Consider the following 12,587-nt stretch of genomic DNA (forward strand, 5'->3'; position numbering starts at 1 on the left):
GTGGGCGGGAGCTCAGCCGAGCAGGATCACGTCCAGCGTCCGGGGCCCGTGCACGCCCTCCACGCGCTCGAGCTCGATGTCCGAGGTCGCGGACGGCCCGGAGATCATGGTGACCGGGGCCGTGGGCTTCACCAGGGCGAGGGCCTCGGGGATCAGCTCGACCACCGAGTCCAGGGGCACCACGCAGATGTGGTGGTCGGGGACCAGGCTGATCGCCCGGCGGCCCTCGTCGGGGCGGCCGGTGAGGAAGATGGTGCCGGTCTCGGCGCAGGAGACGGTCGAGGACGTCACCACGGCGTCCACGGCGTTGAGCTCCCGCACCCCGAGCGCGGAGGCCGCCCGGGCGTCGTTGGGGTCCACGATGACCCGCCGCATGCCGGACTCCTCGGGCAGCCAGGCGCGGTCCAGGCCCTCGGGCACCACGTAGCGGGCGGAGGCCCCCAGCAGCTCGGCGATCCGTCCCGGCAGGGTGGCGGGGGTCTCGTGGTGCACCGAGGCCTTGTAGTCGACCAGCCGGTCCTCGAGCATCTCGACGACCTCCTCGTGCGGCCGGTCCGAGGTGCGGCGGTAGGTGCGCTCCGCCGGTGCGGGAGCGGGCGTGTCGTGCAGCGCCCCGCGGATCCGGTTGAGGATCTCGGTCCTGGCGTCGGTCATCGCTCTCCCCCGTCGTGCTGGGTGTCGTCCGCGGATCCGTCCAGCGGGCCGCCGGCGGCGCCCGTGCTGCCGGCAGCACCGGTCGCGGCGTCCGCACCGTCGGTGACGGGGCCGCCGTCGGCGGCCACCCGCTGCTGCGTCTCGTCGGCGTGCTTGGCCCACCAGTTGCGGAAGGACTCCTTCGGCGGGGCGGGGATGTCCCGCTCGTCGGTCCAGCCGCCGGCCGTGCCGGGCAGCCAGCTGATCGCCCGGTCCTTGCCCGCCACGGCCCGGCCCAGCGGGAGGGCCTTCTCGGCGAGCGCCATGCGCTTGCCGGAGGACATCACGAAGGACGCCCCCTTCATCATGAGGTCCATCTCGGACGGGGCCTGCGGCAGGCGCCGGGTGCGGGCCGGTGCCGCGGCGGCGCCGTCGTCGGAGCGTTCGCCGTGCTGGGTGCGCACGTCCTCGTCGCGCAGGTGCACGAGGATCTCGGGGATGTTGATCTTCACCGGGCACACGTCGTAGCAGGCCCCGCACAGCGAGGAGGCGTAGGGCAGGGAGGCGTTCTGCTCGGAGGTGATGCCGGTCAGCTGCGGGGAGAGGATCGCCCCGATGGGCCCCGGGTAGGTGGAGCCGTAGGCGTGACCGCCGGCCTGCTCGTAGACGGGGCAGACGTTCAGGCACGCCGAGCAGCGGATGCAGTGCAGCGCCGAGCGCCCGGCGGGGTCGTCGAGCACCGCGGTGCGGCCGTTGTCCAGGAGCACCACGTGCACGTTCTGGGGGCCGTCCCCCGGTGTCACGCCGGTCCACATCGAGGTGTAGGGGTTCATCCGCTCCCCGGTGGAGGAGCGCGGGAGCAGCTGCAGGAACACCTCGAGGTCCTGGAAGGTGGGCACGATCTTCTCGATGCCCATCACGGTGATCAGGGTCTCGGGCAGGGTCAGGCACATGCGGCCGTTGCCCTCGGACTCCACCACGGTCAGCGTCCCGGTGGAGGCCACGCCGAAGTTCGCCCCGGAGACCGCCACGGAGGTGGAGAGGAACTTCTCCCGCAGGTGGGTGCGGGCGGCCTCGGCGAGGTCCCGGGGCTCGGACGTGAGCGTCTCGTCGGTCTCGGCCATCTCGGCGAGGAAGATGTCGCGGATCTCGTGCCGGTTCTTGTGGATCGCCGGGACCAGGATGTGGGACGGCTTGTCGTGGCCCAATTGGACGATCAGCTCGGCCAGGTCCGTCTCCGTGGCGGTGATCCCGTGCTCCTCGAGGTGGGCCTCGAGGCCGATCTCCTGGGTCGCCATGGACTTGATCTTGATGACGTCGGTGGACCCGGTGGCCTGCACGAGCTCGGTGACGATCCGGTTGGCCTCCTCGGCGTCGCGTGCCCAGTGCACGGTGCCGCCGCGGGCCGTGAGGTTGCGCTCGAACTCTTCGAGCAGGTGCGGCAGGTTCGCCATGACCTGCTCCTTGATCGCGGAGCCGGCGGAGCGCAGCTCCTCCCAGTCGGGCAGCTCCCCCGTCACCGCGGCGCGCTTGCCGCGGATGGTGTGGGTGGCGTGGCGGATGTTGGCGCGCATCTGCGTGTTGCCCATCTCGGCCTTCGCCGCGGCGGGGAACGCGGTCTGCGCGTGCAGGTTCCCCTGGCCGTGGACGGGGCGGACGGCGGGCATGCCCAGGGCCGTGCGGCTCATCGAGCTCCTCCGGTCGTGCGGGGGGCCGAGGACGGCGCCGTGCGGCGCGCCCCCGGCCCCGGGATGGACAGCTCGACCGGCCCGGAGACTTCGAGCGGGTTCTCGCGGGTGGACGCGAGGATCTCGGCGAAGTGGACGGTGCCCGCACCCGTTCCCCGGCGGGCCATGGCCCCGCCCAGGTGCATCAGGCAGGAGGCGTCTCCCCCGGTGCACAGCTCGGCCCCGGTCGAGACGATGTTGTCGATCTTCTCCTCGGCCATCGCGGCGGAGACGTCCGGGTTCTTGAAGGAGAAGGTCCCGCCGAAGCCGCAGCACTCCTCGGCGTCGGGCAGCTCGACGAAGTCGATGTCCCCGATCGAGGCGACCAGGTCCTTCTGCCGGTCCCCCAGGCGCAGCAGCCGCATCCCGTGGCAGGACGGGTGGTAGGTCACCCGGTGGGGGAACCAGGAGCCGAGCTGCGCGGCCGCGTCGTGGACGCCGAGCACGTCGGTCAGCAGCTGCGAGAGCTCGTAGGTGGTGGCGGCGACGGCGGCGGCCTCCTGGGCGAGGGCCTCGTCGCCGCCGGCGCGGGCGATCATCGGCTGCTGGTGGCCCAGGGAGGCGACGCAGGAGCCCGAGGGCGCCACGGCGACGTCGTAGTCCGCGGCGGAGAAGGCCTGCACGTGGTTGCGGACCACGGGCAGGGCGTCGTCGAAGTAGCCGCTGTTGACGTGCATCTGGGAGCAGCAGCCCTGGCCGGGCGGGAACACCACCTCGTGGCCGAGCCGCTCGAGCACCCGCACGGTGGCCAGCGCGACCCGCGGATACATCGCGTCCACGATGCACGTGGCGAACAGGGCGATTCTCATGCGACCTCCGGAGTCGGGAGCGGGAAGACGGGACGACGACGCCGGGCCGCCTGTGGTCTGACCATGCTAGACCGGTGAACCCCGTCACACAATCGACCGGCGCAACGATCGCGCTACCTCGGGAGAGCGGTTGGCCGTGTGACGTGGCTCATGTACTCTTCGTGGTCAGACCATTGTGGTCCGACCATAGCCGTGACGCGTTCCCCGTCGGCCACGCACCGTTCCGTCCGTCCCCGTCCCTGGGAGTCCGAGTGACCACCTTTACCGCGATGACCGATGCCGTCGGCGGGAGCGTCGCGCTCTCCGCCCTCGTCGGCACCATCCCTCTGCTCACGTTCTTCGTCATGCTGCTGGGCGTCAAGGCCCGCGCCCACGTCTCGGGCGCCACCGCGCTGCTGGCGGCGATCGTCGTCGCCGTCCTGGCCTTCGGCATGCCGCTCTCCCTCACACTGCTCTCCGCCACCCAGGGCGCGGTCTACGGCCTGTTCCCCATCGTGTGGATCGTGGTCATGGCGCTGTGGTTCTACCAGGTGACCGTCCTCAGCGGCCGCTTCGAGGACCTGCGGACCATCTTCGACACCATCGGCGGCGGGGACCTGCGCATCCAGGCCGTGCTCATCGCGTTCTGCTTCGGCGGCCTGCTCGAGGCCCTCGCCGGCTTCGGCGCGCCCGTCGCGATCACCGCGACCATGATCCTGGCGCTGGGGCTCAAGCCCCTGAAGACGGCCACCGTGGTGCTCATCGCCAACACCGCGCCCGTGGCGTTCGGCGCGATCGCCATCCCGATCACCACCGCCGGCGTGCTGACCGGTCTGGACCCCGCGCGGATCGGCGCGGTCGTCGGCCACCAGGCGCCGTTCTTCGCGGTCATGGTGCCGTTCATCCTGCTGTTCATCATCGACGGCGTGCGCGGGCTCAAGGAGGCGTGGCTGGCCGCGCTGGTCATCGGCGTCTCCTTCGCGGTCGCCCAGTGGTGGTGCGCCACGTACTTCTCCTACGAGCTCACCGACGTGGTTGCCTCCCTCACCGGCCTGGCCGCCGCGGTGATCCTCCTGCGCTTCTGGCGCCCCAAGGGCGCCGACGCCGTCCGCACCCGCCTCGGCGTGGAGAAGCCTCCCGCACCCGAGGGGCTGACCCCGGCACGCGTGTGGATGGCCGTGCTGCCCTACGTCCTGGTGGTCGCGGTCTTCGGTCTGGCCAAGCTGTGGACCCTCGGCGTGAGCATCCCGGGGGCCCTGGCCGCCACCGACATCTCCATCCCCTGGCCGGGCCTGCACGGACACCTCCTCAACGCAGCCGGCGAGCCGGTCACGAGCACCATCTACAAGTTCCAGTGGCTCTCCAGCCCGGGCACGCTGCTGCTGATCACAGGCCTGCTCGTCGCCGTCATCTACTCGGTGTTCCACGGCAACGGCCGCTTCCGGCTCTCGGTGGGCAACGCCGTGGCGGAGATCGGGCGCTCGTTCTGGAAGATGCGCTTCTCCGCCCTGACCATCATGAGCGTGCTCTCCCTGGCCTACGTCATGAACACGTCCGGCCAGACCATCTCGATCGGCACCTGGGTGGCCGGTCTGGGCGCGGCCTTCGCGTTCCTCTCCCCCGTGCTCGGCTGGCTGGGCACCGCGGTCACCGGCTCCGACACCTCCGCCAACGCGCTGTTCTCCAACCTCCAGAAGACCGCCGCCGAGGGCACCGGCCTCGATCCGCACCTCATGACGGCGGCGAACACCTCCGGCGGCGTGGTGGGCAAGATGATCTCGCCGCAGTCCCTGGCCATCGCCGCGACCGCGGTGGGCATGGAGGGCAAGGAGTCCGCCATCTTCCGCTCGGTCATCTGGTGGTCCCTCGGCCTGCTCCTGCTGCTGTGCACCCTGGTGTTCCTGCAGTCCAACGTGCTGGCCTGGATGCTCCCGACCTCCTGAGCACAACGCCCCGGGGCCCCGCTGGACCGATCGGTCCGGCGGGGCCCCGCCGCCTCCCTAGACTGGTCCGCGTCCCGCCCACCCTCTGAGGAGCCCCCCGTGCCCGCAGCCGCACGCATGTACACCGTCGTCCTCGACTGGCTCGAGGAGCGCCTGCGCACGGGCGAGATCTCGGTGGGCGACAAGCTGCCCGGGGAACGCCACCTGGCCGAGGAGTTCGGCATCTCCCGCGCCTCGGTGCGGGAGGCGATCCGGATCCTCGACGCCATGGGACTGGTCCGCTCGTCGACCGGGTCCGGGCCGAACGCGGGGGCGATCGTCATCGCGGAGCCCTCGGCCGCGCTCGGGTGGGCGCTGCGGATGCACGTGGCCAACCGGTCGCTGCCGGTGCGGGACCTCGTGCAGACCCGGCTGCTGCTCGAGACCCAGTCCGCCCGCGAGGCGGCCGCCGCGGCGGAGACCCCGGGGCGGGCGGCGGTGCTCGGGCGCGCCGCGGAGCTCGTGGCCGCCATGGAGGACCCGGACCTGCCGGACGAGCGCTTCCACGCCCACGACGCGCAGTTCCACATCCTGCTCGCCTCCCTGGCCGGCAACGTGGTGGTCGAGACGATCATGGCCTCGCTGCGCCAGGCCACCATCGGGTACGTGCAGGAGACCGTCGCCGGCCTGGACGACTGGCCGCAGGTGCGCCGCACCCTGCAGGAGCAGCACCGCGAGATCCTGCGCGCCTTCCAGGAGCGCCGGGGCGAGGACGCCGCCGCCGCACTGCGGGAGCACATCACCTGGTTCTTCGGCCACAGCGCCGCCGCTCAGGAGGGGCAGGACCGGCGGGCGTGACCGGACGCCCCTGAGGGCTCGGGCCCCGGGCCCGGCCGGACGATCCGGCAGAGGCGCCGGACGCACGAGAACGGCCCCACCGGTTCCGGTGGGGCCGTTCTCGTCTGCGAGGTCTGCGGAGCAGATGTTGCACGGTAGGGGGCCATCGGCCGAGGGGGGTGCAAGGTGATCCAGGCCTTGCGCGGCCACATCCCGGGTCCAGGGGGGACTGTCCCGGGGCGGCCCCCTACCGTGAGCAGGTCGGTGGACCATCCGGTCCGGGGCTCGGCCTCATGGGGGGTTGGGCCGTGCGCCGTGGGGATGTCTCTCACTCATCCACCGACTTTTCTTCTCTGCTCGCACTGATCACTATGCCGGGTTTGCTAATGCAGATGAATGCACTTTCGTCTACAACTTCCCTGGACTTCCGTCCGGACCCGGGACCGCCGAGGGGGCCAGTGGCTCAGAGATCGCGCAGCTGCGGATCCACGAGCCCGCTCTGGTACGCCTTGATCAGCGCCTGCACCCGGTCGCGGACGCCGAACTTCTCACAGACCCGCCCGAGGTAGGCCTTCACGCTGCCCTCGGAGACGTGCATCTGCTCGGCGATCTCCCGGTTGCTCAGCCCTTGCGCCAGGAGCGTCACGGTCTCCATCTCCCGGTCGGTCAGCAGGGAGCGCAGGCCGCTGTCCGCCGACCGCGCCGGCTGCTGCTGGTCCGGCACGGAGATGACGTTGTCCGCGAGCGCGCGGGCGATCGCCGGAGAGAGGGCGATCTCGTCGTTGAGCACCTGGTTCACGGCGTCGATGATCTCGTCCGGACGGGCGTCCTTGACGAGATAGCCGGCCGCGCCGGCCCGGAGGGCGGGCACCACGAACTCCAGCGTGGAGAACGTGGTGAGGGCCAGCACCTTGGAGCGGGGACTGCGCGAGGTGATCTCCCGGGTGGCCTCGATCCCGTCCATCACGGGCATCTTCATGTCCATCAGCACCACGTCCGGGTCGATGGCCAGACATCGGTCCACGGCCTCGCGTCCGTTGGCGGCGGTCCCGATCACCTCGAAACCGGGCTCGGCCGAGAAGAAGGACTTCAGGGCCTCCAGCATCAACGGCTGGTCGTCCACGACAAGCACTCTGCAATCAGTCACTCGCACAGTCTATTTTTCGATGTCCCCCAAAGTGCAACACGTCATATTCGACAAAAGTCACAAATGGTCTGGACAAAGGTCGATAGGTCAGTCCGGTTAACGTTGGCAAAATGGTAACTACCAGAGCAGCACACCCCCCTCGCGGCTGGGAGATCTCTCCCCCACCCCGGCCGTGACCCCCCGATCCGGTGCTGCTCTCGTGATCCGAGGAGCCCCCCATGAAGAAGAAGATCCACAGCGCCATCGCTGCCACGCTTGTCGCCGCCACCCTCGTGGCCGTTCCCATCGCTCCCGCGAACGCCGCGCCGCGCTACGTTGTGTGCGGTTGGTGGCCCGCGATCTGCCGATGATGTATCACTTCAGGTGTGGCTAATGTAACTGCATCTCTGGAACGCGCACCGCGCACAGCCGGGAAGACCTCGTTCTTCCACGCCGAGCCCCTGGCCTGGTGGCTGTCCGCGGTGCTCGTTCTTTTTGCGCTCGTGACCATGATGGACGATCTGCGGCATCTGCTCAGCAACTTTCAGGGTTCCGCGCCGCTGGAGATCATGTTCGCCGTGGACAGCATCCTGTCCTACGCCGTCATCGGCCTGGTCGCGTGGAGATCCACCTGGGCATCCCTGGCATCGATGGCGTGCTTGGTGTCGTCGCTGATATTGCACGACTACGGGGCGGCGATCATCGCGGCGGCCGTGGTGACGGTGTCGGTCCTGGCCACGGCGACGGACCGCTTCATCAAAGTCCACCTTTCCGTCTACTTCGCCTGGATCGTGGCGGCCGCGTCGTTCCGCGAGGGAGGGTTCGACGGCAGCGTCTTCTGGAATCTGCTCATTCCTCTGCTCGTCGTGACCCTCGTCGGAGGGGCCGTGCGCTACTTCGCCCAGCAGCGCCGCCGCAGCGAGCAGCGAGTGCGGGACCTCGAGATCCTCAACGAGCGGCTTCGGGAGGACGAGCGGCAGGCCCTGGCCCGCGACCTGCACGACGTCGTCGCCCACGAGCTCACCCTCATCACGATGCAGACCATGAGCCGGCGCCGCTCCGGGGACGTCGGCGAGCTGCACCAGGTCCTCGAGACCGTGGAGGGCGCCGCGCGCTCGGCCCTGCACGAGCTGCGGGTCATGCTCCGTCTGCTGCGCAACGAGAACGAGGGCGAGCACCCGCGGGACGTCACGGGCGCCGGCCTGTCCATCGGCAGCCTGGAGCACGTGGTCACGTCCCTCGCGGCGAGCCTGCGGGACCTGCGCTTCGAGCCTGAGGTGGTCATCACGGGCGACCTCGAGGCCATGCCCACCACCGTGCGCGGTACGGCCGCCCGCATCCTGCAGGAGGCGGTCACCAACATCATCAAGTACGCCCCGGCCGGGTCCCGCTGCCGGATCGAGGTGACGGCGGACGAGCACGAGCTGTGCCTGCGCGTGGCGAACCCCCTGCCGCGCAGCACCCAGCGCACGGGCGACCACTCCTCGGAGATGTCCTCGGGGCTCGGCCTGCGGGGCATCACGGAACGCGTCTCCCTGCTGGGCGGCCACGCCGAGAGCGGTGCCGCGGACGGCCAGTGGGTCCTCGACGTGTGCCTGCCGGTGGACCGCAGGGAAGCCCTGTGACCGAGCGCGCCGAGCCGGACCCCGGCCTGGCACGGCGCGTGGGGGACGTCGTGGCCGCCATCCCCCCGGGCCGGGTGCTGTCCTACCGGGACGTCGCGGAGCTCGCGGAGTGCCGCTCCGCACGCCTCGTGGGCACGCTCATGGCCCGCAACCCCACCGGCGAGGACCTCCCGTGGTGGCGGGTGGTCACCGTGCAGGGCACCCTCGCGGACCACCTGCAGGCCGAGGCCCGGGACCGGTACCGCGAGGAGGGCACTCCCCTGCGGGAGGACGACCGGCACCTCGTGCGCGTGGACATGGGCCGCGCCCTGTGGACGCCCGACTCCCCCGGCGCCTGACGCCGCCCCCGCCGTCAGTACTCGAGCGGGCCGGCCACCTCGAAGAAGCTGCCGTCCGGGTCGAAGGTGCGTCCGGTGAGCCGCTCGAACGCCTCGACGTAGCGCGCGCGGGTCCGCTCCACCACCTGCTCCGGCAGCGGGGGCACGGGGCCGGTCTCGTTCCAGCCGGACTCGTCCGAGCGCAGCCAGTCCCGCACGTACTGCTTGTCGAACGAGGGCTGGGCCTTGCCGGGCTCGTACGTCTCGGCGTCCCAGAAGCGGGAGGAGTCCGGGGTGAGGACCTCGTCCCCGAGGGTGATCGCCCCGCGGTAGGAGTCCAGGCCGAACTCCACCTTGGTGTCCGCCACGATGATCCCCCGCTCGCGGGCGATCCGCTCGGCGGCGGTGTAGATCTCCAGGGTCAGCTCGCGCAGCCGGTCCGCCACCGCGTGGCCCACGCCGTCGGCCATCTCCTGGAAGGTGATGGGGAGGTCGTGCTCGCCCACCTCCGCCTTGCCGGTCGGGGTGAAGATCGGCTCGGCGAGCCGGGAGCCGTCCACGAGCCCCGGGGGCAGCTCGATCCCGCAGACCTCACCGGTCTCCTGGTAGTCCTTGAGCCCGGATCCGGTCAGGTAGCCGCGCGCGATGCACTCCACGGGGAACATCGACAGGTTCTTGCAGACGACGGCCCGCCCCCGGACGGACTCGTGCACGTCGGTCGACAGGACGTGGTTGGGCACGGCCGCGAGCTGCTCGAACCACCACAGGGACAGCTGGGTCAGGATCTTGCCCTTGTCCGGGATCTCCGTGGGGAGGATCTCGTCGAAGGCGCTGATCCGGTCGGTGGCCAGCACCAGGACCGAGCCGGCCCGGTACTCGGCGTCGTCGTAGATGGCCACGCCCGTGGCCCGCAGCCGCGACTCGTCGGGGACGTAGAGCTCCCGGACCTTGCCCGAGTAGATGTGCCTCCACCCGGGGATCTCGGGTGGGGTGGTGACGGTGCCCTGCTCGCTCATGCCTGCTCCTGACGGGGACGGGGGGCGGAGGCGCCGGGAACGGTGACCAGCCCCCGGGCGGCCTTCAGCGCGATGTCGGTGCGGTGCTGCGAGCCCTCGAGCGCCACGAGCCCCACGCCCCGGTAGGCGCGCTCGCGGGCGTCGTCGAGGTCCGCGCCGAGGGCGACGACGGCGAGCACCCGCCCGCCGGCGGAGACGATCCGCCCGGCGTGCTCGCCCTCCGGAGCCACCGCGGTGCCGGCGTGGACCACGTGCACGCCCTCGAGCGCCTCGGCGTCCTCCAGCCCGCCGATCGGGTCGCCCTTCCGGGGGCTGTCCGGGTAGTCCTGCGCGGCGACGACCACCGCGACGGCCGTCTCGGGCCGCCAGCGCAGCCGCTCGGCCTCGTCGAGGCGCCCGGCGGCGGCGTCGTGCAGCAGCCGCCCGAGCGGGGTGGTGAGCCGGGCCAGCACGGCCTGGGTCTCGGGGTCCCCGAACCGGGCGTTGAACTCGATGACCCGCAGACCGCGGGTCGTCACGGCCAGCCCGCAGTACAGCACGCCCACGAACGGGGTGCCGCGGCGGCGCATCTCGTCGACCGTGGGGCGGGCCACCCGCTCCACGACCTCCTCCACGAAGCCCTGCGGCAGCCACGGCAGCGGCGTGTAGGCGCCCATCCCGCCGGTGTTGGGGCCCTCGTCGTCGTCGTGGATCCGCTTGAAGTCCTGCGCGGGGCTCAGGGGGATCACGCGGGAGCCGTCGGTCAGCACGAACAGGGACACCTCGGGCCCGTCCAGGAACTCCTCGATCACCACGCTCCCACCCGCGGCGAAACAGGCGGCCGCGTGCTCGAGCGCCTCCGCGCGGTCGGCAGTGACGACCACGCCCTTGCCGGCGGCGAGCCCGTCGTCCTTGACCACGTAGGGGGCCCCGAAGGTGTCGAGGGCGTCGGCGGCCTCCTCCTCCGTGGTCGCGACCCGCGCCATCGCGGTGGGCACCCCCGCGGAGGCCATGACCTCCTTGGCGAACGCCTTGGAGCCCTCGAGCCGCGCCGCGGCCCGCGAGGGACCGAAGACGAGGAAGCCGGCCTCGCGCAGGGCGTCGGCCACCCCGGCCACCAGCGGGGCCTCGGGGCCGACGACGACGAGGTCCACCGCGAGCTCGCGCGCCAGCGCGGTGGCCGCGGCGGGGTCGTCGGCGTCCACGGCGTGCACCGGGACGAGCTGCGCGATCCCGGCGTTGCCCGGCGCGCAGTGCACCTGCTCGACCTCGGGATCTGCCAGCAGTGCGCGGATGATTGCGTGTTCGCGGCCTCCGGGGCCCAGTACCAGAACCTTCACGCCCTCAGGCTAGTTGGCGGCACCGGGAAGTGGCACATCGTTCCCGGCATGCGGNCTGCTCGACCTCGGGATCTGCCAGCAGTGCGCGGATGATTGCGTGTTCGCGGCCTCCGGGGCCCAGTACCAGAACCTTCACGCCCTCAGGCTAGTTGGCGGCACCGGGAAGTGGCACATCGTTCCCGGCATGCGGGCACGGCCCCGGCCCCGCCGGGAAATGCCGGCCCCGCTGACATACTGGGGCGATGCAGACCTTCACCTCGGACCGTGCCGTGGACCTCGCCGTGCTCGAGCGCAGCGGCTTCGTCGAGTCCCGCCACCGCGGCTCCGCCGTGGTCCTGGACCCGGACGGGGCCGTGGCCGTCGAACTGGGCGACATCGGCACCCCGATCTTCCCCCGCTCCACGCTCAAGCCGTTCCAGACCATCGCCGCCATGAAGGCCGGCGTCCCGCTGCGCGGGGCCCAGGTGGCCATCGCCTCCGCGTCCCACATCGGCTCCTTCGAGCAGCTCGACGCCGTGAGCTCGATCCTGACGGCCGCCGGCCTGACCGAGGACGCGCTGCAGTGCCCGCCGGACTGGCCCGAGGACGAGGAGGTCCGCACGGAGCTCGTGCGGGCCGGCCGCGGCAAGAGCCGGATCTGCATGAACTGCTCCGGCAAGCACGCCGCGTTCCTGTGGGCCTGCACCGAGAACGACTGGCCCACGGACAGCTACCTGGACCCCGAGCACCCCCTGCAGCGGACCGTGCTGGAGACCGTCGAGGAGTTCTCCGGCGAGCGCGTGGCCCACGTGGGCGTGGACGGGTGCGGCGCCCCCCTCGCGGCGATCTCCCTGACCGGCCTCGCCCGGGCGTACTCGACGCTGGGCCGGGCCGCGGGCAACCTCGACGCCGACGCCCGCGCCGCCACGGTCTCCCAGTGCATGCTCGACTACCCGGAGCTCGTGCACGGGCGGGGCAGGTACAACACCGTGGTCATGGAGGAGCTGGACGTCGTGGCGAAGCTCGGCGCGGAGGGCGTGCTCGCGCTCGGCACCCGCACCGGGTGGTCCGTGGCGCTCAAGGTCCTCGACGGCGGGTCCCGCGCCAACGCCCTCATCGGCCTCGCCCTGCTCGCCCACGCCGGGGCCGTGCCCGCCGCGGCGGCCGCCGCGGTGATCGGGCAGGTGGTGCGCCCGGTCATGGGCGGGTCCCGCCCCGTGGGCCGGCTCCGCCTGGCGGACCCCCTCCTGGAGCTGCTCGGCCCGGAGCTGGTCCGGGCGCTCGGGCAGGACTAGGCC

13 protein-coding genes are annotated in these 12,587 nt (G+C 71.7%); 6 read left to right on the top strand and 7 right to left on the bottom strand.

The features are described 5' to 3' along the window. Window positions 1-12 precede the first annotated feature (12 nt). The 3 genes from H488_RS23465 to H488_RS23475 are packed head-to-tail and all read right to left on the bottom strand — an operon-like array spanning window position 13 to window position 3,169. Complete coding sequence (locus H488_RS23465) at window positions 13-654, bottom strand: LutC/YkgG family protein (protein WP_017832559.1); 642 nt, start codon at window positions 652-654, stop codon at window positions 13-15. Then, entirely contained in the window at window positions 651-2,321 is a 1,671-nt protein-coding gene (locus H488_RS23470) for a lactate utilization protein B (protein WP_017832560.1), read from the bottom strand. The genes H488_RS23465 and H488_RS23470 overlap by 4 nt, the downstream gene beginning before the upstream one ends. After that, the gene (locus tag H488_RS23475) at window positions 2,318-3,169 is read right to left on the bottom strand and encodes a (Fe-S)-binding protein (RefSeq protein WP_017832561.1); all 852 of its coding nucleotides are present in this window, start codon (window positions 3,167-3,169) and stop codon (window positions 2,318-2,320) included. Before H488_RS23475 ends, H488_RS23470 begins: the two co-directional genes overlap by 4 nt. Window positions 3,170-3,420: 251 nt before the next feature. On the opposite strand from H488_RS23475, the gene H488_RS23480 reads away from it, so the two are divergent. Together H488_RS23480 and H488_RS23485 are read left to right on the top strand one after the other, a co-directional pair. Continuing rightward, complete coding sequence (locus H488_RS23480; protein WP_031282543.1) at window positions 3,421-5,091, top strand: L-lactate permease; 1,671 nt, start codon at window positions 3,421-3,423, stop codon at window positions 5,089-5,091. 117 nt (window positions 5,092-5,208) lie between these two features. Next, window positions 5,209-5,928 carry a FadR/GntR family transcriptional regulator gene (locus H488_RS23485; RefSeq protein WP_017832563.1) on the top strand — a complete coding sequence of 240 codons (720 nt, stop codon included), beginning with the start codon at window positions 5,209-5,211 and terminating at the stop codon, window positions 5,926-5,928. Window positions 5,929-6,370: 442 nt separating this feature from the next. On the opposite strand, the gene H488_RS23490 is transcribed toward H488_RS23485, so the two are convergent. Then, window positions 6,371-7,054 carry a response regulator transcription factor gene (locus tag H488_RS23490; RefSeq protein ID WP_031282545.1) on the bottom strand — a complete coding sequence of 228 codons (684 nt, stop codon included), beginning with the start codon at window positions 7,052-7,054 and terminating at the stop codon, window positions 6,371-6,373. Between the two features lie 218 nt (window positions 7,055-7,272). Between H488_RS23490 and H488_RS38200 the strand changes: the two genes are divergently transcribed. Genes H488_RS38200 through H488_RS23500 form a run of 3 tightly spaced genes read left to right on the top strand, consistent with a single transcriptional unit; the run spans window position 7,273 to window position 8,996 of the window. Then, the gene (locus H488_RS38200; RefSeq protein ID WP_017832565.1) at window positions 7,273-7,404 is read left to right on the top strand and encodes a hypothetical protein; all 132 of its coding nucleotides are present in this window, start codon (window positions 7,273-7,275) and stop codon (window positions 7,402-7,404) included. Window positions 7,405-7,419: 15 nt separating this feature from the next. Then, window positions 7,420-8,658, top strand: coding sequence for a sensor histidine kinase (locus tag H488_RS23495; protein WP_150110299.1), 1,239 nt, complete (start codon window positions 7,420-7,422; stop codon window positions 8,656-8,658). Next, a complete protein-coding gene (locus H488_RS23500) occupies window positions 8,655-8,996 on the top strand; it encodes an MGMT family protein (RefSeq protein ID WP_017832567.1) in 342 nt (113 codons plus the stop codon). The genes H488_RS23495 and H488_RS23500 overlap by 4 nt, the downstream gene beginning before the upstream one ends. A gap of 14 nt (window positions 8,997-9,010) precedes the next feature. Here the strand turns inward: H488_RS23500 and H488_RS23505 are convergent, their stop codons facing one another. From H488_RS23505 to H488_RS38495, 3 genes are read right to left on the bottom strand one after another with little or no spacing between them, the layout of a single operon-like run. Then, a complete protein-coding gene (locus H488_RS23505) occupies window positions 9,011-9,991 on the bottom strand; it encodes a phosphoribosylaminoimidazolesuccinocarboxamide synthase (protein ID WP_017832568.1) in 981 nt (326 codons plus the stop codon). Then, a complete protein-coding gene (gene purD / locus H488_RS23510) occupies window positions 9,988-11,310 on the bottom strand; it encodes a phosphoribosylamine--glycine ligase (protein WP_031282547.1) in 1,323 nt (440 codons plus the stop codon). The genes H488_RS23505 and purD overlap by 4 nt, the downstream gene beginning before the upstream one ends. A gap of 4 nt (window positions 11,311-11,314) precedes the next feature. Continuing rightward, complete coding sequence (locus H488_RS38495) at window positions 11,315-11,446, bottom strand: hypothetical protein (RefSeq protein ID WP_150110300.1); 132 nt, start codon at window positions 11,444-11,446, stop codon at window positions 11,315-11,317. 106 nt (window positions 11,447-11,552) lie between these two features. Here H488_RS38495 and H488_RS23515 point away from each other — a divergent pair, with 106 nt between their 5' ends. Beyond that, window positions 11,553-12,584, top strand: a complete 1,032-nt coding sequence (locus H488_RS23515) for an asparaginase (protein ID WP_017832570.1) — start codon at window positions 11,553-11,555, stop codon at window positions 12,582-12,584. The last annotated feature ends 3 nt before the right edge of the window (window positions 12,585-12,587 follow it).

This window comes from Kocuria sp. UCD-OTCP, assembly GCF_000349605.1.
Classification (GTDB): domain Bacteria; phylum Actinomycetota; class Actinomycetes; order Actinomycetales; family Micrococcaceae; genus Kocuria; species Kocuria rosea.